This is a genomic window from Faunimonas sp. B44 (assembly GCF_052655945.1).
Window position 1 is genome coordinate 14,456 of the sequence record NZ_JBQYEX010000011.1, and the last position, 25,797, is coordinate 40,252.

General features: G+C 70.0%; 18 protein-coding genes. 6 read left to right on the forward strand and 12 right to left on the reverse strand.

The features are described from left to right. Positions 1-55: 55 nt before the first annotated feature. The 6 genes from lpdA to ACUN0C_RS16035 all read right to left on the reverse strand — a co-directional run bounded on the left by lpdA (position 56) and on the right by ACUN0C_RS16035 (position 8,882). Positions 56-1,462: a dihydrolipoyl dehydrogenase gene (gene lpdA, locus ACUN0C_RS16010; RefSeq protein ID WP_445467398.1), complete on the reverse strand. Its 1,407-nt coding sequence runs from the start codon at positions 1,460-1,462 to the stop codon at positions 56-58. A gap of 71 nt (positions 1,463-1,533) precedes the next feature. Beyond that, positions 1,534-2,763, reverse strand: coding sequence for a 2-oxoglutarate dehydrogenase complex dihydrolipoyllysine-residue succinyltransferase (gene odhB, locus ACUN0C_RS16015; protein ID WP_445467399.1), 1,230 nt, complete (start codon positions 2,761-2,763; stop codon positions 1,534-1,536). Positions 2,764-2,797: 34 nt separating this feature from the next. Beyond that, the gene (locus ACUN0C_RS16020) at positions 2,798-5,749 is read right to left on the reverse strand and encodes a 2-oxoglutarate dehydrogenase E1 component (protein WP_445467400.1); all 2,952 of its coding nucleotides are present in this window, start codon (positions 5,747-5,749) and stop codon (positions 2,798-2,800) included. Positions 5,750-5,994: 245 nt separating this feature from the next. Next, a complete protein-coding gene (mdh, locus tag ACUN0C_RS16025) occupies positions 5,995-6,957 on the reverse strand; it encodes a malate dehydrogenase (RefSeq protein ID WP_445467401.1) in 963 nt (320 codons plus the stop codon). A 141-nt stretch (positions 6,958-7,098) separates the two neighbouring features. Beyond that, positions 7,099-8,244 (reverse strand): cell division protein ZapE, encoded by a 1,146-nt coding sequence (gene zapE / locus ACUN0C_RS16030; RefSeq protein ID WP_445467402.1) that lies wholly within the window; start codon positions 8,242-8,244, stop codon positions 7,099-7,101. Positions 8,245-8,435: 191 nt separating this feature from the next. Beyond that, a complete protein-coding gene (locus ACUN0C_RS16035) occupies positions 8,436-8,882 on the reverse strand; it encodes an AprI/Inh family metalloprotease inhibitor (protein ID WP_445467403.1) in 447 nt (148 codons plus the stop codon). A 318-nt stretch (positions 8,883-9,200) separates the two neighbouring features. Here ACUN0C_RS16035 and ACUN0C_RS16040 point away from each other — a divergent pair, with 318 nt between their 5' ends. After that, positions 9,201-10,097: a 1-acyl-sn-glycerol-3-phosphate acyltransferase gene (locus ACUN0C_RS16040; protein WP_445467404.1), complete on the forward strand. Its 897-nt coding sequence runs from the start codon at positions 9,201-9,203 to the stop codon at positions 10,095-10,097. Positions 10,098-10,104: 7 nt separating this feature from the next. On the opposite strand, the gene ACUN0C_RS16045 is transcribed toward ACUN0C_RS16040, so the two are convergent. Then, positions 10,105-11,688, reverse strand: a complete 1,584-nt coding sequence (locus tag ACUN0C_RS16045) for a glucan biosynthesis protein (protein ID WP_445467405.1) — start codon at positions 11,686-11,688, stop codon at positions 10,105-10,107. 187 nt (positions 11,689-11,875) lie between these two features. Between ACUN0C_RS16045 and ACUN0C_RS16050 the strand changes: the two genes are divergently transcribed. Beyond that, entirely contained in the window at positions 11,876-12,394 is a 519-nt protein-coding gene (locus ACUN0C_RS16050) for a hypothetical protein (RefSeq protein WP_445467406.1), read from the forward strand. A gap of 39 nt (positions 12,395-12,433) precedes the next feature. Here the strand turns inward: ACUN0C_RS16050 and acuI are convergent, their stop codons facing one another. Together acuI and ACUN0C_RS16060 are read right to left on the reverse strand one after the other, a co-directional pair. Then, the gene (acuI, locus tag ACUN0C_RS16055; protein ID WP_445467455.1) at positions 12,434-13,426 is read right to left on the reverse strand and encodes an acrylyl-CoA reductase (NADPH); all 993 of its coding nucleotides are present in this window, start codon (positions 13,424-13,426) and stop codon (positions 12,434-12,436) included. Between the two features lie 56 nt (positions 13,427-13,482). Beyond that, positions 13,483-14,712 carry an MFS transporter gene (locus ACUN0C_RS16060; RefSeq protein WP_445467407.1) on the reverse strand — a complete coding sequence of 410 codons (1,230 nt, stop codon included), beginning with the start codon at positions 14,710-14,712 and terminating at the stop codon, positions 13,483-13,485. A 294-nt stretch (positions 14,713-15,006) separates the two neighbouring features. Between ACUN0C_RS16060 and nadA the strand changes: the two genes are divergently transcribed. The 4 genes from nadA to ppdK all read left to right on the forward strand — a co-directional run bounded on the left by nadA (position 15,007) and on the right by ppdK (position 21,455). Continuing rightward, positions 15,007-16,080, forward strand: coding sequence for a quinolinate synthase NadA (gene nadA, locus ACUN0C_RS16065; protein ID WP_445467408.1), 1,074 nt, complete (start codon positions 15,007-15,009; stop codon positions 16,078-16,080). 98 nt (positions 16,081-16,178) lie between these two features. Beyond that, positions 16,179-17,765: an L-aspartate oxidase gene (locus ACUN0C_RS16070; RefSeq protein ID WP_445467409.1), complete on the forward strand. Its 1,587-nt coding sequence runs from the start codon at positions 16,179-16,181 to the stop codon at positions 17,763-17,765. Beyond that, the gene (gene nadC / locus ACUN0C_RS16075) at positions 17,765-18,625 is read left to right on the forward strand and encodes a carboxylating nicotinate-nucleotide diphosphorylase (protein WP_445467410.1); all 861 of its coding nucleotides are present in this window, start codon (positions 17,765-17,767) and stop codon (positions 18,623-18,625) included. Before ACUN0C_RS16070 ends, nadC begins: the two co-directional genes overlap by 1 nt. Before the next feature lie 139 nt (positions 18,626-18,764). Beyond that, positions 18,765-21,455: a pyruvate, phosphate dikinase gene (gene ppdK, locus ACUN0C_RS16080; RefSeq protein ID WP_445467411.1), complete on the forward strand. Its 2,691-nt coding sequence runs from the start codon at positions 18,765-18,767 to the stop codon at positions 21,453-21,455. On the opposite strand, the gene ACUN0C_RS16085 is transcribed toward ppdK, so the two are convergent. The 3 genes from ACUN0C_RS16085 to mbfA form a co-directional block, all read right to left on the reverse strand. Further along, positions 21,444-22,568 carry a hypothetical protein gene (locus ACUN0C_RS16085; RefSeq protein WP_445467412.1) on the reverse strand — a complete coding sequence of 375 codons (1,125 nt, stop codon included), beginning with the start codon at positions 22,566-22,568 and terminating at the stop codon, positions 21,444-21,446. The two genes, ppdK and ACUN0C_RS16085, sit on opposite strands and share 12 nt — an antisense overlap. 50 nt (positions 22,569-22,618) lie before the next feature. Continuing rightward, positions 22,619-24,697 carry an ATP-dependent helicase gene (locus tag ACUN0C_RS16090; protein ID WP_445467413.1) on the reverse strand — a complete coding sequence of 693 codons (2,079 nt, stop codon included), beginning with the start codon at positions 24,695-24,697 and terminating at the stop codon, positions 22,619-22,621. Positions 24,698-24,791: 94 nt separating this feature from the next. Beyond that, positions 24,792-25,784 carry an iron exporter MbfA gene (gene mbfA, locus ACUN0C_RS16095; protein ID WP_445467414.1) on the reverse strand — a complete coding sequence of 331 codons (993 nt, stop codon included), beginning with the start codon at positions 25,782-25,784 and terminating at the stop codon, positions 24,792-24,794. Positions 25,785-25,797: the final 13 nt, after the last annotated feature.

The following is a 25,797-nucleotide window of genomic DNA, read 5'->3' on the forward strand; positions in this document are numbered from 1 at the left end:
CCAAGTCTCTTGCGCCGGCCCCTGGGCCGGCGCTTTTTTGGCCGGAGCAGGCGAATCAGATGTGGATCGGCTTGAAGCTGGCCGCCATCGCGGCCTCGCGCACGGCCTCCGACATGGTCGGATGGGCATGGCAGGTACGGCCGAGATCCTCCGACGAGCCGCCGAATTCCATCAGAACCGCCGCCTCGTGGATCATCTCGCCCGCGCCGGCCGCCAGGATATGGACGCCGAGCACGCGGTCCGTCTCGGCGTCGGCGAGGATCTTCACGAGCCCGTCGGTGCGGTTCATGGCGCGCGCGCGGCCGTTGGCCGTGAACGGGAACTTGCCCGCGCGATACTGGACCCCCGCCTCCTTCAGCTCGTCCTCGGTGCGGCCGACCGAAGCGATCTCCGGCATGGTGTAGACGACGGCCGGGATGACCTCGTAGTTCACGTGGCCGGCCTGGCCGGCGAGGATCTCGGCGACGGCCACGCCCTCGTCCTCGGCCTTGTGGGCGAGCATCGGGCCGGCGATCACGTCCCCGATGGCGTAGATGCCCTCCACGCTCGTCCGGAAATGACCGTCGACCTTCACGCGGCGGCGCTCGTCGAGTGCGACGCCGACCTCCTCTAGCCCGAGCCCCTCCGTGTAGGGGCGGCGGCCGATCGCGACCAGCACCACGTCGGCATGGAGCTTCTCGGGCTGCCCCTCACCGGCCGCGGGCGCGATCGTGACGTCGAGATGACCCTTGTGCGGCTCGGCGGCCGTCACCTTCATGCCGAGGCGGAAGGCGATCCCCTGCTTCTGGAAGAGGCGCTGCGCCTGCTTCGCGATCTCGGAATCCATCCCGGGCAGGATGCGGTCAAGGAACTCGACGACCGTCACCTCGGCGCCGAGCCGCCGCCAGACCGAGCCGATCTCCAGCCCGATCACGCCGGCGCCGACGACCACGAGGTGCTTCGGCACGGCCTTGAGCTCGAGCGCGCCGGTCGAGGTCACGACCTGCTTCTCGTCGATCTCGACGCCGGGGAGCGGCGTCGAATCCGAGCCCGTGGCGATCACGATCGCCTTCGCGGCGATCTCCTGTCGCCCTCCGTCCTCGGCCGTGACCTCCACGCGCCCCGGCGCGAGGATCCGGCCGGTGCCGTGGACGCTCGTCACCTTGTTCTTCTTGAAGAGGAAGGCGACGCCGTCGACGTTCCCCTTCACGGTCGCGTCCTTGTGCGCGAGCATCGCGGCAAGGTCGAGCTCGGGGGCGACCTTGATGCCGAGCTTGTCGAAGCCGTGCCCCGCCTCCTCGAACATCTCCGAGGCGTGGAGCAGCGCCTTTGACGGGATGCAGCCGACGTTCAGGCACGTGCCGCCATGGGTCTCGCGCTTCTCCACCACAGCGACGGAAAGCCCGAGCTGCGCCGCACGGATCGCGCAGACATAGCCGCCCGGCCCGGTGCCGATGACGACGAGGTCGTAGGTGTCAGCCATTGCTGGTCTCTGCTTCTGGAGGAGCTCGGAACTTCGAGGGAATCGGGGCCGCCGCGCGGAGCCGTCCGGCGCTACAGGTCCAGCACGAGGCGCTGCGGGTCCTCGATCGCTTCCTTCACGCGGACCAGAAAGGTGACCGCCTCGCGGCCGTCGACGATCCGATGGTCGTAGGAAAGCGCGAGGTACATCATCGGCCGCACCACGACCTGGCCGCCGACCACGACCGGCCGCTCCTCGATCCTGTGCATGCCGAGAATGCCGGATTGCGGGGCGTTCAGGATCGGCGTGGAGAGCAGCGACCCGTAGATGCCGCCGTTCGTGATCGTGAAGGTGCCGCCCTGCATCTCCTCAAGCTTGAGCTGCCCGTCGCGGGCACGGCGGCCGAGATCGCCGATCTTCTTCTCGATCTCGGCGATGGAGAGCTGGTCCGCGTCGCGCACGACCGGCACGACCAGGCCGCGCTCGGTGCCGACGGCCACGCCGACATGGTAGTAGTTCTTGTAGACGATGTCCTGGCCGTCGACCTCGGCATTCACCGCCGGCAGCTCGCGCAGCGCGTGCACGCAGGCCTTCACGAAGAAGCCCATGAAGCCGAGCTTCACGCCGTGCTTCTTCTCGAAGAGGTCCTTGTAGTCCTTCCTGAGCTGCATCACAGCGCTCATGTCCACGTCGTTGAACGTGGTGAGCATGGCGGCCGTGTTCTGCGCGTCCTTGAGGCGGCGGGCGATCGTCTGGCGGAGCTTGGTCATGCGGACCCGCTCCTCCCGTTCCTCGTCGGAGGGCGCGGAGGGTGCGCGCACCGCAACGGGCGCAGGCGGCGCCGCCGCGGCGCCGGGCTGGTAGCCGAGCACGTCGCCCTTCAGCACCTGCCCGCGCTTGCCCGACCCGGACACCTCCTCGGCGGCGATGCCGCGCTCGGCCATCAGCTTGCGCGCGGCCGGCGCCGGCGGCATCTCCGTTCCGGCGGGCTTGGAAGCAGGCGCCGCGGCGGCCTCGGGCTTCGGCTGAAGCCGCTCCTGGGGCTGCTCCGGCCCGGCATTGATTGGTGCGGCCTTGCCGGTCGCGCCCGCAGCGAGGCTGCCCAGCACGGCGCCGACGCCGACGGTCTCGCCCTCCTTGACGACGATCGCCTCGAGCCGGCCGGCGGCTGGCGCCGGCACCTCGATCGTCACCTTGTCGGTCTCAAGCTCGACCAGCGGCTCGTCCTGCGCGACCTGGTCGCCCTCCTTCTTGAACCACTGGCCGACGGTCGCCTCCGTCACGGATTCGCCGAGCGTCGGAACCTTGATGTCCGTTGCCATCTCACCCTTCCAATCTGTCCTGCGCCCGACGCGCTCAGCCGAGCGCCTCTTCAAGGAACTGGTCGCGCTGCTTCAGGTGCTTGCTCATCAGCCCCGTCGCCGTCGCCGCGGAGGCCGCCCGGCCGGCGTAGCGCAGCGCCCGGTGCGGCGCCTTGATCATGTCGAGGACGGCGCGGATGCGCGGCTCGACGAAGAACCAGGAGCCCATGTTCTGCGGCTCCTCCTGGCACCAGACGATCTCGGCTTCGGGGAAGCGGTTCAGGACCTCGCAGAGCGCCTTCAGCGGGAACGGGTAAAGCTGCTCGACGCGCAGGAGGTAGACGTCGTCGACGCCGCGCTTCTCGCGGTCCTCGTACAGGTCGTAATAGACCTTGCCCGAGCACAGCACGATGCGCCTGACCTTGGCGTCCTCGACGAGCTTGATCTCCTGGTTCGGCAGCACCTCGGCGTCGTCGAAGAGCAGGCGGTGGAAGGTCGAGCCCTCGGCGAGATCCTCAAGCCGCGACACCGCGCGCTTGTGCCGGAGCAGCGATTTCGGCGTCATCAGGATGAGCGGCTTGCGGAAGCTGCGGTGCATCTGCCGGCGCAGGATGTGGAAGTAGTTCGCCGGCGTCGTGCAATTGGCGACCTGCATGTTGTCCTCGGCGCACATCTGGAGATAGCGCTCCAGGCGCGCCGACGAGTGCTCAGGCCCCTGCCCTTCGTAGCCGTGCGGCAGGAGCATCACGAGCCCCGACATGCGCAGCCACTTGCGCTCGCCGGACGAGATGAACTGGTCGATGACCACCTGGGCGCCGTTGGCGAAGTCGCCGAACTGCGCCTCCCACAGCGTCAGGCAGTTGGGCTCCGCGAGCGAATAGCCGTACTCGAAGCCGAGCACCGCTTCCTCCGAGAGCATGGAATTGATGACCTCGAACTTCGCCTGCTCGCCGCCGAGATGGTTGAGCGAGGTGTAGCGCTTCTCCGTCTCCTGGTCGTAGAGCACCGCGTGGCGCTGCGAGAACGTGCCGCGCTCGACGTCCTGACCCGACAGGCGGACCTTGTAGCCTTCCTTGAGGAGGGAGCCGAAGGCGAGCGCCTCGCCGAAGGCCCAGTCGATCCCCTCGCCGCTCTTGATCACCGCCTTGCGGTTGTCGAGGAAGCGCTGGATCGTGCGGTGGACCTTGAAGTCCTTCGGCGTGCGGGCGAGCCGCTTGGCGATCTCGCGGAGCGCGTCGCCGGCGACGCCGGTCTCGCTGACGCGTCGCTCGTCCCCGGCCTGCGGCGTTGTCAGCCCGGACCACGCCCCGTCCAGCCAGTCCGCCTTGTTCGGGCGGTAGGCCTGCCCGGCCTCGAACTCCTCCTCGAGCCTCTGGCGCCATTCCGCGCGGACGCCGTCGACCTCCTCGCGCGACACGACGCCCTCGGCGACGAGCTTTTCGGCATAGATTTCGAGCGTGGTGGGATGGTTGCGGATCGCCTTGTACATCAGCGGCTGCGTGAACGAGGGCTCGTCGCCCTCGTTGTGGCCGAAGCGGCGGTAGCAGAACATGTCCACCACGACCGGCTTGTGGAAGCGCTGGCGGAACTCCGTCGCGATCTTGGCCGCGAACACCACCGCCTCGGGATCGTCGCCGTTCACGTGCAGGATGGGCGCCTCGACCATCTTCGCGACGTCCGAGGGATAGGGCGAGGAGCGCGCGAAGCGCGGGTTCGTGGTGAAGCCGATCTGGTTGTTGATGATGAAGTGCAGCGAGCCGCCGGCGCGGTGGCCGCGAAGGCCGGACAGGCCGAAGCACTCCGCCACGACGCCCTGGCCGGCGAAGGCCGCGTCGCCGTGGATGAGGAGCGGCAGGACCTGCGCCCGCTTCTTGTCCTCGAGCTGGTCCTGCTTGGCGCGTGCCTTGCCGAGGACGACGGGATCCGCGATCTCGAGGTGCGAGGGATTGGCCGTCAGCGACAGGTGGACCCTGTTGCCGTCGAACTCGCGGTCCGAGGATGCGCCGAGATGGTACTTGACGTCGCCCGAGCCCTCGACGTCGTCCGGCGTGAAGGAGCCGCCCTTGAACTCGTGGAAGATGGCGCGGTGCGGCTTGCCCATCACCTGCGCGAGCACGTTCAGCCGGCCGCGATGGGCCATGCCGAGCACGATCTCGCTGACGCCGAGATGACCGCCGCGCTTGATGATCTGCTCGAGCGCCGGGATGAGCGACTCGCCGCCATCGAGGCCGAACCGCTTCGTGCCGGTGTACTTGACGTCGATGAACTTCTCGAAGCCCTCCGCCTCGACGAGCTTGTTGAGGATCGCCCGCTTGCCCTGCGGCGTGAAGGTGATCTCCTTGTCGGGGCCCTCGATACGCTCCTGGATCCACTGCTTTTCGGCCGGCGAGGAGATGTGCATGAACTCCACGCCGAGGGTGGAGCAGTAGGTCCGCCGCAGGATCGACAGCATTTCCGGGATCGTCGCGAACTGCATCCCGAGCACGTTGTCGATGAAGATCCGTCGCTCGTAGTCGGCTTCCGTGAAGCCGTAGGTCGACGGATGGAGCTCCTCGTGGTCGCGCAGCGGCGCCAGCCCGAGCGGATCGAGGTTCGCGTGCAGGTGCCCGCGCATGCGGTAGGCGCGGATCATCATGAGCGCACGAACGGAATCGCGCGTCGCCTGCAGCACCTCCGGTTCCGTCAGCTCCACGCCGCGAACCTGCGCGGCCCCCTTCACCTTGTCGATGACCCGGGCCTCGATCGGCGTCCAGTTTCCGTCGAGCGCGGCGACGAGCTCGCCGTTGGCGAGGATCGGCCAGTCGGGCCGGCGCCAGCTCGCACCGCGCGCCTCCGCCATGACCCGCTCGCGGTCGTCCTTCAGGCCGGTGAAGAACGCCCGCCACTCCTCGTCGAGGGAGGCGGGATTCTGCTGGAACTGCGCGTGGAGGTCTTCGAGATAGGAGGCGTTGCCGCCATAGAGGAATGAGGAGGTTTGAAAGGCTTCGTTCGCGTCTTGCCTTGGCATCAGATCTGTCCGGACCTCTTCGGCCCGTGCTCCCGCTCTGCGGCCGCCCGGCTCGTTCCGGACGCCCTCTGTTCCCTCGGCCCCGTCGTGAGCCGCAAGTGCCTGGCACGCTCCCCCTCAAGCGACCCGGCGCCCCTTCGAACCCGCGAGCCGAAGCTCTCCGGGCGCGAACTTGACAAGAAGCCGGCCCGAAGGCCGGCTCGATCCCTACCTATGCCGTCCCTTCGGCATGACAATGGCAATTGTCAGGCCAGGGACGGCTGGATCTTGCGGCAGGCCTCGATCAGGCTTTCGACCGACTGCACCGACTTCTCGAACATCTGACGCTCGGCGCGGTCGAGATCGATCTCGATGACCCGTTCGACGCCGCCTGCACCGATCACGACCGGCACGCCCACATAGATGCCGTTGAGCCCGTACTGCCCCTGCAGGTAGGCCGCGCAGGGCAGCACCCGCTTCTTGTCCCGCAGATAGCTTTCGGCCATGGAGATCGCGGCCGCCGCCGGCGCGTAGAAGGCCGATCCGGTCTTCAGGAGGCCGACGATCTCGGCGCCGCCGTCGCGCGTGCGCTGCACGATCTCATCGAGCCGCTTGCCGTCGAGCCAGCCCATCTTCACCAGATCCGGGAGCGGAATGCCCGCGACCGTCGAATAGCGGGTAAGCGGCACCATGGTGTCGCCGTGCCCGCCGAGCACGAAGGCCGTCACATCCTCGACCGACACGCCGAGCTCGTCGGCGAGGAAATAGCGGAAGCGCGCGCTGTCGAGCACGCCGGCCATCCCGACGACCTGGTTGGCGGGCAGGTCGGAGAACTTCTGCAGCGCCCAGACCATCGCGTCGAGCGGGTTGGTGATGCAGATGACGAAGGCGTCCGGCGCATATTTGCGAATGCCCGAGCCGACCTGCTCCATGACCCGGAGATTGATCTCCAGGAGGTCGTCGCGGCTCATGCCCGGCTTGCGCGGAACGCCGGCGGTGACGATCACGACGTCGGCGCCGCTGATCGCCTCGTAGCCCTGCGTGCCCGAGATCCGCGCATCGAAGCCTTCGACCGGCGAGGACTGCGCGATGTCGAGCGCCTTGCCGTTCGGAACGCCTTCCGCAATGTCGAACAGGACGATGTCGCCGAGTTCCTTCAGGCCGGCGAGATGAGCGAGGGTGCCGCCGATCTGGCCGGAGCCGATCAGGGCGATCTTGTTGCGGGCCATGAGCCTTGCTTGCCTTCCGTTTACGTAAAGGTCGGGTCCAACGGTTGCGTGGTCACTACCGCGATTGCCGTGGTGAGGCAAGTCGCCGCGGGCCGATTCCGTAGCCGATTGCATCCAGCTGCACGCGCGGGATTCCGCGCTTCAGACGCAGGCCCTTCGGCGCGCGGCGGCGCTCCGGCTCCGGTAGGCGTCGGACTGCATCTCGATGAGCCGCGAAGCCGTGCGCTTGAACTCCTGCGCCTCCACGCCCGTCTGGCCGCGCCAGAGCGTGTCGGGGGGCGCTTCGGCCGACGCGATCAGGCACACGCCGTTGTCGTAGAGCGTGTCGATGAGGTTGATGAAGCGCTTGGCCTCGTTGCGCGTCGCCGGCGTCATCACCGGGATGTCCGAGACGAGGATCGTCTCGAACGCGCGCGCGATCTTCAGATAGTCCGCCGCCCCGAGGGGCACCGCGCAGAGTTCGCCGAAGGTGAAGCGGGCGACGCCGTCGGCCGCCTGCGGGACGGGGATCTTGCGCCTGCCGGCGTCAAGCTTCGTCGGCTCGCCGCGTTCGCGGCCGGTGAGCTCGCGGAAGATCCTGTCGAGCTTCTGGTCGGCGGCCAGCCCTGCGGGCGTGAGATAGACGGCCGCGGTGCCCGCCTTGTCGCGCCGGTAGTCCTTCGGCGCCTGGAGGTGGAACACCTCCATGTTCTTCTCGATCAGGGCGATCGCGGGCAGGAACAGCGCGCGGTTCAGCCCGTCCTTGTAGAGCGCGTGCGGCGGCGTGTTCGATGTCGCGACCAGCGCGACGCCACGCCTGAACAGGCTCTCGAAGAGCCGGCTGAGGATCATCGCGTCGGCGATGTCGTTGACCGCGAACTCGTCCAGGCAGAGCAGGCGCGTCTCCGCCGCGATCTCGGCCGCCACCGGCGGGATCGGATCGTCGCCCTTCGCCTCGCCGCTGCGCAGCTTGCGCCGGAACGCCTCGAGCCGTCGGTGCACCTCGTCCATGAACTCGTGGAAATGGACGCGGCGCTTGCGCTCGTTCGGCGCGGCCGCGAAGAAGAGGTCCATCAGCAGCGTCTTGCCGCGCCCGACGGAGCCCCAGATGTAGAGGCCCGCCGGCTGCTGCGCCTGCGCGCGCGAAAACAGCCACCCGAAGGCCTTCTTCTTCGAACCGAGCCGGCGCTCGGCGAGCGTCTCGACGAGCCGGTCCAGGCGCCCCGCGAGGGCGCGCTGCACGGGGTCCGGCTCGAGCGTCCCCGCCTGTGCCAGCGCATCGTAGCGGCGAAGGATGGATTCCCGCATCTCAGCTCCACATCGCAGACGAGCGATAGAGGCGTCGATGCTGCAGTGCAAGAACGGGTGTGCAGGCCTGGCCTGCGCGCCGGCGATACCTCAGCCGGGCCACGGCCCCCGGCGTCGGGACGCCTTGCCTCCGGCGAGCGCGCGCTGGCGGGAACGGCGCGGGCGGCGCTCCGTCGGGAGCGCCGTCGGCGTTAGCGGCTGAACGAGACCGCGGCGCCGCCCGAAGTCTGGCCGTTGAACTGCGTCTTCGACGACGGATAGAGGCGCGCGACCGTTGCGCCGGACTGGTCGACGAGCGTCACCTGCCGCCCTTCGAGGTTCCAGGCCGATACGCCCTGCAGCGCCGGGGCGGAGCACCCGCGCGTGGTCGCCCGGTAGCCGCCGGACCAGGAGGTCAGCGACATGAAGAGCTGGCACGAGCTGCCGCCGGAACTCACCGTCCAGCCGCCGAGGAGGTCGGTCCGGCCGACATCCACGCCGCCGGCGGCGGGGGCAGGTCCGGGCTGCGCACCAGCGGTTGGGGCGACAGCCGCAGTCTGCTGGCCGGCGGGGCCGGTCGGCGGCCCTCCCGGCCCGGACGGCAGGCCGGGTCCGGGCGGCAGTCCCGGTGCAGCCTCTGCCATGGGCCCCTGCGTCATGGGTCCCTGCTGCATCGGTCCCGGCGCCATGGGCGCGGCAGGAGGCGGCAGCGGGGTCTGCGCGACGCGGCCGACGGGTGCGGAGGGAAGCGGCGGCGGAGCGGGAGGAGGCGCCTGGCGTTGCGCAAGCGGACCCATGCAGGCCCCAAGCAGCAGTGCAGTTGCCATCGGCGCGACCACTCTCGTCGGCAGCTTCATCGAGTCCTCCTCGTCATGCTGCCCGCGTCCGCATCGGCCCGGTCCGCGTCCGGGTGAGGCAGCTTGACCCCGCTTCTGGCACGTCCTAGGCCTTTTGTCACCAAGGGGCGGATCTCGGTAATGGCGAAAGCGGGGGACTCGGGCCGGCTGCGCAGCAGCGACATCCCTGTCGACGCGATCCGGATGGACACCCATGTCGTGGACCAGCTGATCGCGGAACGCGGACAGAAGATCGTCGAGAGCTGGGCGTGGCCGCTGCTGAAGCCCCTGCTCTATCGCATCCTGCGCTACGACGAGGCGGTACGGATGGCCGACGCCCTCGCTCCGCTGGGCTCGGCCGCCGCCATGGATTTCATCAGCGGCCTCCTCGCCCTCGATCTCGACGTCGTCGGGCTGGAGAACGTGCCGCGGAGCGGCGCCTTCGTGGTTGCGGCCAACCATCCGACGGGCATCGCCGACGGCGTCGCTGTCTTCGACGCCTTGAAGGCGGTGCGGCCGGACATCGCGATCTTCACGAACCGGGACGCGGTGCGGGTCAATCCGCGGCTCGCCGACGTGCTGATCCCGGTCGAGTGGCGGGAGGAGCACCGCAACCACACCAAGACCAAGGAGACGCTCAGATTGTCCTCGCGCGCCTTCCTCGAGCAGCGCGCCGTCGTCCTCTTCCCCTCCGGCCGCATCGCCTACTGGAAGGACGGCCGCCTCAACGAGCGGCCGTGGCAGATCTCGGCCGTGACGCTCGCCCGCAAGCACGCCGTTCCGATCGTGCCGATGCACGTGGAATCGCGCAATTCCGGGCTGTTCTACTGGTTCGCGCAATGGAACACGGAACTGCGCGACATGACCGTCTTCCACGAGCTCCTCAACAAGCGCGGCAAGACCTTCCGCATCCGCATCGGGCGTCCCGTGGCGACCGAGTGGATCGCCGAGGGAGACGCGCTCGAGGTGACGCAGCGCCTCCAGGCCCATACCGTCGAGGCGCTCGCGCGCGATCCCGGCGCGGAATTCGCGCCTTAGGGCCTCCTCAGGTCGGCCGGGGCCGCGCGAAGTCCGGGAAGAACTGGTAGAGCCACGTCTCCGTCAGCGCATCGCCCTGATGTCGCAGGTGCAGGCGCATGTCGACCGGGACCTCGCCCACGGCGGCGACATCGAAGGCGGCCCGGAACCGGCCGCGGTCCCCTTGCACCGGATAGCAGCCGGACTCGCCCAGCCGCCCCCGGGAGAGCGACACGACCGGCTCAACCCCGGATTCCGCGTCGAACTCCGCGAGCCGGCCGCCGACGAAGTCCACCACGAACTTCGTCACCCCCTCCGGCCTTTCCTGGCCCGGAATCCCGCCGACGCCGACATAGAGGCTGTCGGCCCGTGCGAGATCTGCAGGCTGCGGCACCTCCCGCACCCAGTGCAGCCGGTAGCGGAACTCCAGCGGCTGGCCGGGCACGACCGGATCGCGCGGGACCCAGTAGGCGACGACGTTGTCGTGGATCTCGTCGACGGTCGGGATCTCCACGAGCTGTACCTCGCCCGCGCCCCAGGCGCCGACCGGCTCGACCCAGACCGACGGCCGCTTCTCGTAGAACACCGCGTCGTCCTGATAGTTGCGGAAGTCGCGGTCGCGCTGGAGGAGCCCGAACCCCTTCGGACTTTCGTCGACGAAGCTGTTGGTCATGACCGTCGGCGGGTTGTTGAGCGGCCGCCAGATCTGCTCGCCGGAGCCGGTCCGGATCGCCAAGCCGTCGGAATCATGGATCTCGGGCCGCCAGTCGATCGCCTGCACCCGCTGTCCCTCGCCGTACCAGAACATGGAGGTGAGCGGCGCGACGCCGAGCCGCTCGATCGCGCGGCGGGGGTGGAGGACGGCCTCGACATCGTTCGTCACCGCGCCGTCGCGACGGCAGGCGATGCGGTAGGCGCCGGTGAGGCTCGCCCCGTCGAGAAGCGCATAGACGGTGAGCTCCGCGGCGGCCTGCGCCGGCGCTTCCAGCCAGAATGCGGAGAAGCGCGGGAACTCCTCCGGTACGGGCATCGCGGTGTTGATGGCGATGCCGCGCGCCGAGAGGCCGTACTGGTCGAGTTCGCCGGCCGAGCGGAAATAGGAGGCGCCGAGGAAGGCGAACCAGTCGCCGTACTGCTCCGGATTCATCAGGCGGAACCCCGAGAATCCGACATCGTCGGGCAGGTCCTGCGCCGGACTGTCGGCCGGCATGTCGAACAGGTCCTGCCGGTAGAGCACCTCGCGCGCCTCGCCGGCCTCGAGCACGTGGATCGAGCAGGGCTCCTGGAAGTACTTGCCGAGATGAAAGAGCTGCACCGCCGGCCGCGGCTCCTCGTCTCCCCACAGGGCATGGTCGGCGCGGAACTTGATCTCGTGGAACGCCGTGTAGTCGATCCGCTCGAGGATCGCCGAATGCGGCGACCGCCCGTCCCGGAAGGGCTCGCGGGCGAGCCGTTCCGCCCGCTCCTTCAGGAGCTCGAACGAGAAGGGCCGCGGCTCGCCGAACCTGACCAGGGGATTGCCCGCCGCGGCTCCGGCCCGGCCGGAGAGCGCGGCTGCAAGCGCGGCGCCCAGGCCGAGCGTGAGCGTCTGTCTGCGCGAAAGGATCGTCATGGCGCCCCCCGATGGAACGATCTTGCGGCGGCTAAATGGCTCGAAAGTGGAATCCTCATGACGAATTTCGAAGAGGCTCGCAAGGCCGGGCCGCGCATCGGCGCCCTTCGCCGGCGCGTAGGGAACCCGCCTCCCGACCGGCCCGTTGCCGCCGGTGGGGGTCGACGAGAAGCGAAAGGAAATGGCCGTGAGAGGATTGACGACGTTCGTCGCTGCCCTGGCCCTGTGCGGCACCGCAGCGCTCGCGCAGACGCCGCCCGGCCCGCGCTCCGATCTGCCGATACCGCCATCCTCGCCGCCGCCCGTCGGCGCGCCGGGCAGCATCCCGGAGATCGCCCCCGGATCGGACCTCGAGGGCGTCCAGCGCGAACGGCAGGAGCGCCGTGACCGGCGGGATGCGCGCGACCGCGGCCAGCCCCGCGGAGCGGGTGCCTCCACCCACCGCCGGATGCACCACGGAATGGGCTACGGCATGGCCGGCCGGGGCGCCTTCTTCATGTTCGAACGCCCGGGCGGCGGCCGGATCGTGGCCAAGTGCGCCGACGAGGATTCCACCCGCGAGTGCGTGGAGGCGATCAGGCCGATGCTGCAGGGGATGATGGGTCCCGGCGGGCCCCGGCCCGGTCCCGGCGGCGGGCCTGGCGCCGGCCGCCCAGGAATGGGCGGGCCCGGACCCGGTTCGGACCAGCCGCAGCAGAACCGCTGACGCCGCCGGCGGCCGATCCGGCAGCCGAGCTTCGGACGACTAGGGGACCGGCACCACCAGCCGGCCCCTCACCTTGCCGTCGAGGAGATCGGCCGAGGCCTCCGGAACGTCCTCGAACGCGACCCGCCGGGTCATCGCGCCGAGCTTCCCGACGTCGAGATCGTCAGCAAGCCGTCGCCAGGCCTCTTCGCGGAGGGGCCGCGGGGCCATGACCGAATCGATGCCGAGCAGCGACACGCCGCGCAGGATGAAGGGCGCCACCGTCGCCGGCAGGTCCATGCCGCCCGCCAGGCCGCAGGCTGCGACGGCGCCGCCATAGCTCGTCATCGAGAGCGCGTTGGCGAGCGTCGCCGACCCGACCGCGTCGATCCCGGCCGCCCAGCGCTCCTTGCCGAGCGGCCGCCCCTCGCCGGCAAGCTCCTCGCGGGCGATGATCTCGGTCGCGCCGAGGCTCGTCAGGTAGCTCGCCTCCGACGCCCTGCCGGTCGAGGCGACGACGCGGTACCCGAGCCGTGCGAGCAGCGCGATCGCGACCGAGCCGACCCCGCCGGCCGCGCCGGTGACGAGCACCGGCCCGCGCTCGGGCGTGATGCCGTGGCGCTCGAGCGCCATGACCGCGAGCATCGCGGTATAGCCGGCCGTGCCGATTTCCATCGCCTGCTCGGCGGTGAAGCCGTGCGGCCGCTGGATGAGCCAGTCGCCCTTCACGCGCGCGACCCCTGCGAAGCCGCCGTAATGCGTCTCGCCCACGCCCCAGCCATTGAGGATGACCGGGTCGCCCGCCTTGAAGGCCGGGTGTTCGGACGAGACCACCTCGCCGGCGAAATCGATGCCTGGGATCATCGGCCAGCGCCGGACGACCGGGGCCTTGCCCGTGACGGCGAGCGCATCCTTGTAATTGACGGTCGTATGGGAGACTCGCACGACGACGTCGCCTTCCATGAGGTCGCCGAGCCCGAGCTCGACGATCCGCACGGACTGCTTCTTCGCCTCGTCCCGCTCGACCAGGATCGCCTGGAACCGCTCCGCCACGCCCGCCTCCCCGGCTGCCGCTCTGTTCATACGCTGGACCCCGAACCGACTCATGGTCAGGCGGGGACGACCCCCGGGGCCGGCCGCTCCCGGATCGGCCAGTGCACGACGGCGGCGAACACGGCCAGCGCCACGCCCAGCCACCAGACGATGTCATAGGAGCCGGTCTGGTCATAGAGGCGGCCGCCCAGCCAGACGCCCAGGAAGGCCCCGACCTGGTGGGAGAAGAACACGATCCCCATCAGGGTCGCGAGATAGCGCGGCCCGAACATGATCGCCACAAGGCCGGAGGTCGGCGGCACGGTGGAGAGCCAGAACAGCCCCATCGCGGCGGCGAACGCGAGCACCGTGACCGTGCTCGGCGGGGTCAGGACGAAGAGCGTGATGGCGACGCCCCGCGCCAGATAGATCAGGGCCAGAAAGATCGGCTTGGAGAAGCGCTGCGCGATGACGCCGGAGGCGAGCGAGCCGACGATGTTGAAGAGGCCGATCAGGGCGAGCGCCCACGCGCCCACCTGCGGCGAAAGCCCGATGTCGACGATGTAGGGCGGCAGGTGCGTCGTGATGAAGGAGACATGGAAGCCGCACACGAAAAACCCGGCCACCAGCAGATTGTAGCTGCGCCAGGCGAAGGCCTCGCCGATCGCCTCGCGCAGGCTCTGCTCGCGCACCGGCCCCGCCGGCGCAGCGGGGGTGCCGGCGAAGGCGAGTGCGAGAACCGGGATGGCAAGCATCAACACGGCGAGGAAGACGAGCGCCTGCGACCAGCCGTAATTGGCGATCAGCGCCTGGCCGAGCGGGGCGAAGACGAACTGGCCGGCGGATCCGGCTGCCGTCCCGATCCCGAACACGATCGATCGCCTCTCGGGCGGCACCCGTCGCCCGAAGGCGGCCAGCACGATGGAGAAGGAGGCCGCAGCCAGTCCGATGCCGATCAGGACGCCCGCCGAGGCGTGCAGCCAGAGCGGCGTCGGCGCCCAGCTCATGATGAAGAGCCCCGTCGCGTAGATGAGGCCGCCGCCGGCGAGCACCCGTGCGGAGCCCCAGCGGTCCGCGAGCGCGCCGGCGATGGGCTGGCCGAAGCCCCAGAGGAGATTCTGAAGGGCGATCGAGAGCGCGAAGGTCTCGCGCGTCCAGTCCCGCGCCTCCGTCATGGGCGCGAGGAAAAGGCCCATCACGGAGCGTGGTCCGAACGACAGCATCGAAATCAAGCATCCGGCGACGATCACCAGAGGCAGCGCGCGGACGACAATGCGCCCCGCGGAACCGGCCTGCGAGAATGCCATGGCGGCGCCTTTCCCAAGCTTTTCGGCAGCCATAGCGTGCCGGCGCGAACTGGAAAATTGCATAGTTCTGATGCTTTGGGTGGACGGAATTGGTCGATCGGAAACGCTGCCCTGCCGCGGGGGCTGCGCCGATTGCCGCATCGCGGTCTTGGGCGGCTGCAGCGGCAGCCTGTTTGTGACAGTCTTGCGAAGCGGGCGATCGGCGATTATGTAGCCGGCAGACCGGCAGTGCCGGTCATTTCTTGCGCCCACTTATGCTCATTGTGAGCATAACCACGAGGGGAGACCGGGGCGATGGCGTTCATCGAGGCTGTACGGGAGAGCGCGATCGGCCGCCGCGCGAGAAGCGACCGGTTTCCGGCCCTACCCTATCCGGATCTCGCCTACACGCCCGAGGTCGCGGAGGCGACGCGGCACCTATACGAGCGGGTCCGCAACGTCGTGCCGGCCGTCGAATGGCCCGTGTTCGCCCCTTACATCAAGGCGATCAACGACCTGAAGGCGGTGCGGAACGCCGTCGTCCTGGCGCACAACTACCAGACGCCGGAGATCTTCCACTGCGTCGCCGACATCGTGGGCGATTCCCTTCAGCTCGCCCAGGAGGCGGCCCGCGCCGACGCCGAGGTGATCGTGCAGTGCGGCGTCCACTTCATGGCCGAGACGTCGAAGATCCTCTGCCCCGACAAGGTCGTGCTCATCCCGGACAGCGAGGCCGGCTGCTCGCTCGCCGCTTCCATCACCGGCGAGGATGTCCGGAGGCTGCGCGACTCCTACCCGGGCGTGCCGATCGTCGCCTATGTGAACACCACCGCAGACGTGAAGGCGGAGGTCGACATCTGCTGTACGTCCTCGAACGCGGTGCAGGTCGTCGAGAGCCTCGGCGCGCCGCGGGTCATCATGCTCCCCGACCGCTATCTCGCGAAATGGGTGGCTTCGCAGACGAAGGTGGAGATCGTCTCCTGGCACGGCGCCTGCGAGGTCCACGAGCGCTTCACCGCCGAAGAGCTGGAAGCCTACCGGGCGGCCGATCCCTCGATCCGGATCATCGCCCATCCGGAGTGCCCGCCCGACGTCATCGCGGTCGCCGACTTCACCGGCTCCACGGCGAAGATGATCGACTGGGTGAAGCAGAAGCGGCCGCCCAAGGTGCTCCTCGTCACCGAGTGCTCGATGGCCGACAACGTGGCGAGCGAGACGCCGGAGGTGAGCTTCGTTCGCCCCTGCAATCTCTGTCCGCACATGAAGCGGATCCAGCTGCCGAAGATCCTCGATTCCCTCGTCTACATGCGGGAAGAGGTCATGATCGACCCCGCCGTCGCCGCGCGCGCGCGCCGCTCGGTCGAGCGGATGGTCAATCTGAAGAGCTGAGGACCGGCCCTCCTCCGGGAGGATCAGAACCTGCACGGTTCCGGCGGGCGGCGCGCCGGGACGGCTCACCGGGGCGCGCCGCGCGGATGCCGAGGCCGATGATCTCCTCCTTCCCTCCCCGGTCCTGGGCCGGCATCGACGACGTCGTCATCCTCGGCGGCGGTCTCGCCGGCCTGTTCTGCGCGCTCAAGCTCGCGCCGCGCCCGGTCACGATCATCACCGGCGCGCCGATCGGGGAAGGCGCCTCCTCGGCCTGGGCGCAGGGCGGAATCGCGGCCGCCGTCGGGCCCGGCGATTCGGTGGAGTCCCACCTCGCCGACACGATCGCCGCCGGCGCCGGGCTGGTGGACGCGCGGATCGCCCGCGGCATGGCGGCCGAGGCCGCGGACCGGGTCCACGACCTCCTCGAATACGGCGTCCCCTTCGACCGCGATCTCGACGGCGCGCTCCGCCTCTCCCGCGAGGCGGCGCATTCGCAGCGGCGGATCGTCAGGGTCAGCGGCGACATGGCCGGCAAGGCGATCATGAGCGCGCTCGTTGCCGCCGTGCGCCGCACGCCGTCCATCCGCGTGCTGGAGGGCTTCGTCGGCGAGCAGCTGCGCACGGAGGGCCAGTACGTCACCGGGGTGGTCGCCCGCGACCGACGCGGCGGCCTGTCGGACCGGCTGCATTTCGCGACCCGCGCGGTCGTGCTCGCCTCGGGCGGCATCGGCCATCTCTACGAGGTCACGACCAACCCTCCGGAGGCGCGCGGCGAGGGTCTCGCAATGGCGGCGCGTGCCGGAGCCCTGATCGCCGATCCGGAATTCGTGCAGTTCCATCCGACCGCCGTCGACATCGGCACCGATCCCGCTCCCCTCGCCACCGAGGCGCTCCGCGGCGAGGGCGCGACGATCGTCGATTCGGAGGGCCGGCGGTTCATGCTCGAGATTCACCCGGACGGTGAGCTCGCGCCGCGCGACATCGTGGCCCGCGGCGTCCACGAGGCGCGACGCTCCGGCCGCGGCGCATTCCTCGATTGCCGGTCCGCGATCGGCGGCTCGTTCCCCGAGCGCTTCCCGACGGTCTACGCCTCCTGCCGCGCCGCCGGCATCGACCCCGTCGGCGACCTGATCCCGATCGCGCCGGCGGCCCATTACCACATGGGCGGTGTGCACGTGGACGCGCGCGGCCGCTCCTCGCTCGACGGCCTGTGGGCCTGCGGCGAGGCGGCCTCGACCGGCGCGCACGGCGCCAACCGGCTCGCGTCGAACTCGCTCCTCGAGGCGGTCGTCTTCGCGGCCCGCATCGCCGAGGACATCCAGGGCCTCCTGCCCAACCACAAGATGGTGCCCTGGCCGGACGCCCCGGCGGGCGAGGCCCGTTTCGCCGAGGCCGGCGACGACGACGCGATGCGCATGCTGCGCGCCACGATGAGCCGCGACGTCGGGGTCGTGCGCACCCGGACCGGTCTGGTGGAGGCGCTTGCCATCTTCTCCGACCTCGGCCACCAGGCGCGCAGTCCGGCGATGAAGAACGCGCTGGTGGTGGCGCGCCTCGTCGCCAGCGCCGCGCTCGCCCGTCAGGAAAGCCGCGGCGGGCACTACCGCAGCGACTTCCCGGAAGCCGACCCCGTCTTCGCGCGGCGGACCTTCCTCACGCTCGCCGACGCCGAACAGGCCGCCCGTCACGCGATCGCCGCCTGATGCCGACCATGCTCCCGGACCTGCCGCCGCCGCTCGTGGATGCTGCCGTCTCGGCGGCGCTCCTGGAGGATCTCGGCGGCGCCGGGGACATCACCTCGGCCGCGACCATTCCGGTCGGAGCCGTTGCGGAAGCCGTCATCGTCGCCCGCCGGGAGGGCGTCCTCGCCGGCCTGCCGCTCGCCCGCGCCGCGTTCCGGCTGATGAGCCCCGACCTCGCCTTCGAGGCGCTCGCGGGCGACGGCGCGCGTCTTTCCCCCGGCACGGCCGTCGCCCGCATCGCCGGCCCGGCGCGCCCGCTGCTGTCCGCCGAGCGCGTCGCCCTCAACTTCCTCGGGCACCTGTCAGGCGTTGCGAGCGCCACCGCGCGATTCGCCGGTTCGATCGCGCATACGCGCGCCCGCATCACCTGCACCCGCAAAACGACGCCGGGCTTGCGCGCCTTCGAGAAGTACGCCGTGAAATGCGGCGGCGGCTCGAACCACCGCTACGGCCTCGACGACGCCGTCCTCATCAAGGACAACCACATCGCCGTCTGCGGCTCGGTCGCCGAGGCGATCCGGCGCGCCAAAGCCTTTGCCGGCCACCTCGTGCGGGTCGAGGTGGAGGTCGACACGCTCGACCAGCTGCGCGAGGCGCTGACGGAACGGCCGGACGTCGTGCTCCTCGACAACATGGCCCCGGACACGCTGCGCGAGGCCGTGGAAATCACTGCCGGGCGAGCCGTACTGGAAGCCTCCGGCCGGATCACGCTCGAGACTGCCGCGGCCATCGCCGAGACCGGGGTGGATTTCCTCTCCTCGGGCTGGATCACGCATTCGGCCCCGGTGCTCGACCTCGGCCTCGACATCGTCATCCGCTGATCCCGCCGCCGCCGCACGTTCGTACGCCGGACGGCCGCGCGCGAGCGGGCCATTGTGTAACGTATCCATAGGGGATAGCAGAACCGCCGAAGAGCAGAGCACGTCCGGCTCCACGCGCCGGCGCAAGAAGGAGCTCCCGATGGCGAAGTGGGTCTACACGTTCGGCGATGGTCAGGCGGAAGGCGCATCCGCGATGCGGGATCTTCTCGGCGGCAAGGGTGCCAATCTGGCCGAGATGGCGAGCCTCGGCCTCCCCGTTCCGCCCGGCTTCACCATCACGACCGAGGTGTGCACCTACTATTACGCCCACGGCCGCAGCTATCCCGAGGACCTCGTGGCGCAGGTGCAGGCCGCGCTGGAGCACGTCGCCCGGCTGACCGGCCGCCGCTTCGGCGACCCCCGGAACCCGCTGCTCGTCTCGGTCCGCTCCGGCGCGCGCGCCTCCATGCCGGGCATGATGGACACGGTCCTCAATCTCGGCCTCAACGACGAGACGGTGAACGCGCTCGCCAAGGCGGCCGACCCGCGATTCGCCTACGATTCCTATCGCCGCTTCATCCAGATGTACGGCAACGTCGTGCTCGGCGTGGACCATCACGAGTTCGAGGCGATCCTCGAGATCGAGCGCGAGAAGCGCGGCGTCGGACAGGACACCGACCTCACCGCCGAGGACTGGAAGCTCGTCGTGGAGCGCTACAAGGCGCTGGTGGAGGAACTGCTCGAGCGCCCCTTCCCGCAGGACCCGGAGGATCAGCTCTGGGGCGCGATCGGCGCCGTGTTCGGCTCGTGGATGAACAATCGCGCGATCGCCTATCGCCAGCTCCACGACATCCCCGCCGACTGGGGAACCGCCGTGAACGTGCAGGCCATGGTGTTCGGCAACATGGGCGAGACGTCGGCCACCGGCGTCGCCTTCACGCGCAATCCGGCGACCGGCGCGAAGGAGCTCTACGGCGAGTTCCTGGTGAACGCCCAGGGCGAGGACGTCGTCGCCGGCATCCGCACGCCGCAGGACCTCACCGAGCGGGCGCGCATCGAGGCGGGCAGCGAGGCGCCTTCGCTCGAGGCGGCGATGCCCGAGGCTTTCGCCGAGTTCCGCACCATCGCGGAGCGTCTCGAGGCCCATTATCGCGACATGCAGGACCTCGAGTTCACGATCGAGCGCGGCAAGCTCTGGATGCTGCAGACGCGCTCCGGCAAGCGCACCGCCAAGGCTTCGCTCAAGATCGCCGTCGATATGGCCGCCGAGGGCCTCATCACGGAGCGGGAGGCGGTGATGCGGATCGACGCCGCCGCCCTCGACCAGCTGCTGCACCCGACCCTCGATCCGCAGGCGGCGCGGAACGTGGTTGCGCGCGGCCTGCCCGCCTCTCCGGGCGCGGCCACCGGCGAGATCGTCTTCACCCCCGAGGAAGCGGCCGCACGGAACAAGGACGGTCGCGCGGTCATCCTGGTTCGCGCCGAGACGAGCCCGGAGGACATCCACGGCATGATCGCCGCACGCGGCATCCTGACCAGCCGCGGCGGCATGACGAGCCACGCCGCCGTCGTGGCGCGCGGCATGGGCAAGCCGTGCGTGTCCGGCGCCGGCAGCGTGAAGATCGACCATCGCGCCGGCACGATGTCGATCGGCGGCCGGGTCTGGCGCGAGGGCGAGGTCATCACCATCGACGGAGGCACCGGCGAGGTGATGGAAGGCAGGGTCGCCATGCTTCAGCCGGAGATGACCGGCGAGTTTGCGACCCTCATGGGATGGGCCGACGGCGTTCGCCGGCTCGGCATCCGCGCCAACGCCGACACCCCGAACGATGCGCGGGCCGCGCGCGAGTTCGGCGCCGAAGGCATCGGGCTCTGCCGCACGGAGCACATGTTCTTCGAAAGCGACCGGATCATCGCCGTCCGCGAAATGATCCTCGCCAACTCCACCGAGGGCCGCCGCGCCGCGCTCGACAAGATCCTGCCGATGCAGCGGCAGGACTTCGTCGAGCTCTTCACCATCATGCGCGGCCTGCCGGTCACCATCCGGCTGCTCGATCCGCCCCTCCACGAGTTCCTTCCGAAGACGGACGAGGAGATCGGCGAAGTCGCGATCGTGATGGGCGTCGACCCCGCGCTCCTGCGCGAACGCGCGATGGCGCTCACCGAGACCAACCCGATGCTCGGCTATCGCGGCTGCCGCCTGCTCCTGACCTTCCCGGAAATCACCGAGATGCAGACGCGCGCGATCCTGGAGGCCGCGGCCGAAGCCGCCCGCCGGACCGGCGAGCCGGTCATCCCGGAGATCATGGTCCCGCTCATCGGCATGCGGTCCGAGCTCGACCGCATGAAGGCGACAATCGACAAGACGGCCGCCGCGGTCGCGCAGGACCTCGGACAGGCTGTCGAATACACCGTCGGCACGATGATCGAGCTGCCGCGCGCCGCCCTTCGGGCCCAGGAGATCGCCGAAGCGGCGGATTTCTTCTCCTTCGGCACCAACGACCTGACGCAGACGACCTACGGCATCTCGCGCGACGACGCGGCGAGCTTCCTCGGCGTCTACCAGGAGATGGGGCTGATCGAGAAGGATCCCTTCATCACCCTCGACACCGAGGGCGTCGGCATCCTGATGCGGGTCGGCGCCAATGAGGGCCGCAAGGCCAAGCCGGACTTGAAGCTCGGCCTCTGCGGCGAGCACGGCGGCGACCCCGCCTCGATCAAGTTCTGCGAGGCGATCGGGCTCGACTACGTCTCGTGCTCGCCCTACCGCGTGCCGATCGCGCGGCTCGCCGCCGCCCAGGCCGCGCTGGCGATGAACGAGTCCGGAGCCGCCGGCCCGTCAACCGCCTGAGCGGACCGCGGCCGCCCGCGTCGCCTCGCTTTCTGGCGCGGTGAGCGGCTTCAGCGCCTCGTAGTCCTCGACGAGGCGCGTCCGGCTTTCCGCCGGGAGGGCGTTCCAGAGCGCATCGGCCACGCCGGGTCCGCCGGCGGCCGCGGCCTGGACGGCCGCCGCGATCCGTTCGCGGGCTGCCCGCGAGACCAGCCGTCCCCCGCCCATCCGGCCGAGGCGCTCGGCGAGGCCGAACCGCGCCTGACCCGTCACGAGCCGCGGCATCGGAACGGCGGAAGTGGCGAGCATCGCCGCGAGCCGGTCCGCGAGGTCGCGCCGGATGTCCGGCGCGGCATTGTGCGGCCGCCGCAGCGCATCGGCGAGCGCACAGCCTTCCTGGATCGCCGCCTTCCCGATCCCGAGCCCGGCCTCGTTCAGCGTCGCCACTGCCGCTGCAATGACGTCCGGATAGGTCTCGTTGGCGATCGGCAGGGGACGGGCATGCGGCCACGCTCGCCCGGTTATGCGCTCGGCGCGGTCGATGTACTCCTCCCCTTGCGTCGCCACGATCCGCTCGAAATCGACGAGCGCCACCCGCTCGCGCCCGAACGCCGCGACCAGCCGGTCGAACAGCGTGCGGAAGGACAGGCCCGCCGGGTCGAGGCTCACCGCGAAGGCCTCCGGCGGCCGGACGTCGCCGACGCTCAGGCGGAACTTGTAGGCGGAGGCGAGGAACCGCTTCGGCTCGCGAAGCGCGACGAGGACGTGGATCTCGGCGTCGGGCAGCGCACGCCGCAGGATCGCCGCGCCGGCGTCCAGGCCGGCCATGAGGCGCGGCCGGACGCCCGGCATCGGGCCGAACAGGTTCTCCTCGCTGACGACCAGCCATTCGCTCCGGCCTGCGATCTCGGCGACGTAATCGCGCAGCCACGCCTCCAGCCGCGCTGCCCCGGCGGCCGCGGGCGAAGCGCGCGCCGCGTTCCGGGCGAGCGCCGAGAATGGCGTGCCGGGCGTCGATTGCGGCGTCAGGACGGCGATGCCCGCACCGGCGAGGTTCGCGCGCTCTGCCTCCAGCCAGAACTGGAAGGCCGTCGTCGCGCAGCGATGCAGCCCGGCATGGAGAAGGATGTTCATGCGGCCCGAGAATTCAGCCTCCGGCGGCAAAGTCCAGTGCGGACCTCGCCCTAACGCCACATGGCGCGCATCCGCTCGCGGATGTCCACCGCCGGGCCCTGCCGGGCGCCCTCGGAGCCGGGGGCGGCCGATGCCCGCGGCCAGGCCGAGAGCTCGAACGCCTGGAGGATCGCATCCGGGATGAAGCGCGTGCGCGCCGCATAGACGTGCCGATCCCCGCGCGCCGCCTGGCCATGCGTGAAGAAGCGCTGCGGCATGACGAGGTGGAGATCGTCCTTGGCCCGCGTCATCGCGACGTAGAGGAGCCGGCGCTCCTCCTCCAGGTCCTCGGTCGTGCCGGTGCCGAGATCGGAGGGAATGCAGCCGTCGACGGCATTGAGCACGAAGACGGACGTCCACTCCTGCCCCTTCGCCGAGTGGATCGTGGACAGGATGAGGTAATCCTCGTCGCGCAGCGGAACGCCCGCCTCGTCGCTCGTGGCGTCCGGCGGGTCGAGCGTAAGCTCGGTCAGGAACTTCTCCCGCGACCCATAGCCGGCGGCGATCTGCTCCAGTTGCAGGATGTCGGCGCGGCGCAGGGCAGCATCCTCGTAGAGCCGGTCGAGATGGGGCTCGTACCAGCGCCTCGCGCGCTCGATCTCGGCCGGCCATCCCGCCCGTTGCAGGTCCGCCATCAGGCCGATGAATGCCGGCCAGTCCGCGGCCGCGCGCGCCGGCGGCGCGAACGCCGTCAGGGCCTTCAGCGCATCCCCGGCGGAGCCGGCCGCATCCACGGCCTTCGCGGCGTTCGCCGGCCCGATCCCCGGCAGGAGCTGGAGCACCCGGAATCCCGTCACGCGGTCGCGCGGATTCTCGGCCCAGCGCAAGATCGAGAGCACGTCCTTGATGTGCGCCGCCTCCAGGAACTTCAGGCCGCCGAACTTCACGAAGGGGATGTTCCGGCGGGTGAGCTCCACCTCCAGCGGGCCGCTGTGATGCGAGGCACGGAAGAGCACCGCCTGCGCCTTGAGGGGTATGCCCCCTTCCCGGCTCTCCAGGACCTTCGCCACGACGAAGTCCGCCTGGCCCGCCTCGTCGCGGACCGAGACGAGCCTGGGCCGTTCGCCGGAGGTTCGTTCGGTCCAGAGATTCTTCGTGAAGCGTTCGCGTGCGAGCCCGATGACGGCGTTGGCCGCCGCCAGGATCGGCTGCGTCGAACGGTAGTTCCGGTCGAGCGTCACGACTCGGCCCTGCTGCGCGAAGGCGGTCGGAAAGTCGAGGATGTTCCGCACCGTGGCCGATCGGAAGGAATAGATCGACTGCGCGTCGTCGCCGACGACCGTGAGCCCGCATCCGTCGGGCTTCATCGCCTTCAGGATCGAGGCCTGCAGGCTGTTGGTGTCCTGGTACTCGTCGACGAGGAGGTGGTCGAACTGCCCGCCCACCTCCGCGGCGATCGCGGGCTCCGCGACCATCTGCGCCCAGTAGAGGAGCAGGTCGTCGTAATCGAGAACGTTCTGGCGCTGCTTCGCCTCGACATAGGCGGCGAAGAGGGACCGGAGCTCTTCCTCCCATTCCGCGCACCACGGAAAGGCGGCGGCGAGCACGTCCTCGAGCGCGGCTTCCGAATTCACCGTGCGGGAATAGATCGCCAGGCACGTCCCCTTCATCGGGAAGCGCCTCGGCAGGTTCGAGAAGCCGAGCTCGTGCCGGACGAGGTTCATGAGGTCGGCCGAATCCTCCCGGTCGTGGATCGTGAAGGCGGGATCGATCCCGATCGCATGGGCATGATCGCGCAGCAGCCGCGCGCCGATGCCGTGGAACGTGCCGGCCCAGTCGAGCGCCGCGCCGGCGGCGCCGGTCCCGATGGCTGCCGCGGCGATCCGCTCCGCACGCCGCGTCATCTCCCTCGCCGCGCGGCGGGAGAAGGTGAGGAGCAGGATCCGCCGGGGATCGGCGCCGTTCAGGAGAAGCTGTGCCACCAGATGGGCGAGCGTGTTGGTCTTGCCCGACCCGGCGCCGGCGATGACGAGGAGCGGGCCCGCATCCCCTCCCGCGGCGGCCAGTTCAACCGCGCGCCGCTGCGCCTCGTTGAGGCTGCCGAGGAAATCGCTGCGCCCCCGGGCGGCCGAATCAGGACTGGGCTCCATTCCCGCAGCAGAGACGCTTTCGGCACTGCATGCAAACCGCGCACGGGGCTCGCACGGCAGCCCGCCTGCGCATCAGGCGGATCGGAACGGCGGGTCAGGCGCCGCCGATCAGGATGCCCGCCGCCAGCACAAGGCTGCCGCCCAGCACCACCTGGAAGGTGGCGCGCAGGAACGGCGTCTCCATGAACCGGTTCTGGATCCAGACGATCGCCCACAGCTCGACGAAGACGACGACGAGGGCGAGCGTGGTCGCAGCCCAGAAGTTCGGGATCAGGTAGGGCAAGGCATGGCCGAGCCCTCCGAGCGTGGTCATCACGCCGGAGGCGAGCCCCCGCTTCCACGGCGCCCCGCGCCCCGAGAGGCGCCCGTCGTCGTGCGCGGCCTCCGTAAAGCCCATGGAGATGCCGGCGCCGACGGAGGCGGACAGGCCGACCAGGAAGGTCGTCCACGGGTTCATCGTGGCGAAGGCGGTGGCGAAGATCGGCGCGAGCGTGGAGACCGAGCCGTCCATCAGGCCGGCCAATCCCGGCTGCACCCATGTCAGGATGAACTGGCGGCGCGCGGCCTCGTCCTCCAGGCCGCGCTCCTCGGCCCCGAGATGCTCCTCGGAAAGGCGGCCCGCCAGCGCTTCGTGGCCCGCCTCCGCGGCGGCGAGATCGCCGAGCAGCTTCCTGGTTTCGGCGTCGGTGGAGCGCGCGGCCGCCAGGGTGTAGAAGGTCTGCGCCTGCCGCTCCATGTCGAAGGCTTCCTGCCGGATCCGATCGAGCGCCAGGTTCTCGACCAGCCAGACCGGGCGGCGCGCATAGAAGTCGGCCACGTGCTCGCGCCGGATCGGAACGATGACGTCCCCGAACCGGCGGCGATAGGTTTCGATCAGCGCGCGGCGGTGCCCGCCCTCCTCCGCAGCCATGCCGTCGAAAACCGCCGCGCTGGCGGGATACTGGTCTCTCAGCTTGGCGGCATAGGCCGCGTAGATGCGCCCGTCCTCCTCCTCCGACGAGATGGCGAGCGCGAGCACCTCCTGCTCGGAAAGATCATCGAAGCGGCGCTTCCCCGTGAAGGCGGCGAGCGCTTGCGGCATCAGCATGTCGGCCTCTTGT

What these genes read in the sequence shown, in the direction of transcription:
- lpdA (WP_445467398.1), bottom strand. Translation starts at nt 1,462, where the DNA reads ATGGCTGACACCTACGACCTCGTCGTCATCGGCACCGGGCCGGGCGGC.
- nadC (WP_445467410.1), top strand. Translation starts at nt 17,765, where the DNA reads ATGCCGACCATGCTCCCGGACCTGCCGCCGCCGCTCGTGGATGCTGCC.
- mbfA (WP_445467414.1), bottom strand. Translation starts at nt 25,784, where the DNA reads ATGCTGATGCCGCAAGCGCTCGCCGCCTTCACGGGGAAGCGCCGCTTC.
- ACUN0C_RS16070 (WP_445467409.1), top strand. Translation starts at nt 16,179, where the DNA reads ATGATCTCCTCCTTCCCTCCCCGGTCCTGGGCCGGCATCGACGACGTC.
- ACUN0C_RS16040 (WP_445467404.1), top strand. Translation starts at nt 9,201, where the DNA reads ATGGCGAAAGCGGGGGACTCGGGCCGGCTGCGCAGCAGCGACATCCCT.
- ppdK (WP_445467411.1), top strand. Translation starts at nt 18,765, where the DNA reads ATGGCGAAGTGGGTCTACACGTTCGGCGATGGTCAGGCGGAAGGCGCA.
- ACUN0C_RS16035 (WP_445467403.1), bottom strand. Translation starts at nt 8,882, where the DNA reads ATGACGCAGGGGCCCATGGCAGAGGCTGCACCGGGACTGCCGCCCGGA.
- ACUN0C_RS16045 (WP_445467405.1), bottom strand. Translation starts at nt 11,688, where the DNA reads ATGACGATCCTTTCGCGCAGACAGACGCTCACGCTCGGCCTGGGCGCC.
- zapE (WP_445467402.1), bottom strand. Translation starts at nt 8,244, where the DNA reads ATGCGGGAATCCATCCTTCGCCGCTACGATGCGCTGGCACAGGCGGGG.
- ACUN0C_RS16085 (WP_445467412.1), bottom strand. Translation starts at nt 22,568, where the DNA reads ATGAACATCCTTCTCCATGCCGGGCTGCATCGCTGCGCGACGACGGCC.
- mdh (WP_445467401.1), bottom strand. Translation starts at nt 6,957, where the DNA reads ATGGCCCGCAACAAGATCGCCCTGATCGGCTCCGGCCAGATCGGCGGC.
- ACUN0C_RS16020 (WP_445467400.1), bottom strand. Translation starts at nt 5,749, where the DNA reads ATGCCAAGGCAAGACGCGAACGAAGCCTTTCAAACCTCCTCATTCCTC.
- ACUN0C_RS16060 (WP_445467407.1), bottom strand. Translation starts at nt 14,712, where the DNA reads ATGGCATTCTCGCAGGCCGGTTCCGCGGGGCGCATTGTCGTCCGCGCG.
- ACUN0C_RS16090 (WP_445467413.1), bottom strand. Translation starts at nt 24,697, where the DNA reads ATGGAGCCCAGTCCTGATTCGGCCGCCCGGGGGCGCAGCGATTTCCTC.
- odhB (WP_445467399.1), bottom strand. Translation starts at nt 2,763, where the DNA reads ATGGCAACGGACATCAAGGTTCCGACGCTCGGCGAATCCGTGACGGAG.
- nadA (WP_445467408.1), top strand. Translation starts at nt 15,007, where the DNA reads ATGGCGTTCATCGAGGCTGTACGGGAGAGCGCGATCGGCCGCCGCGCG.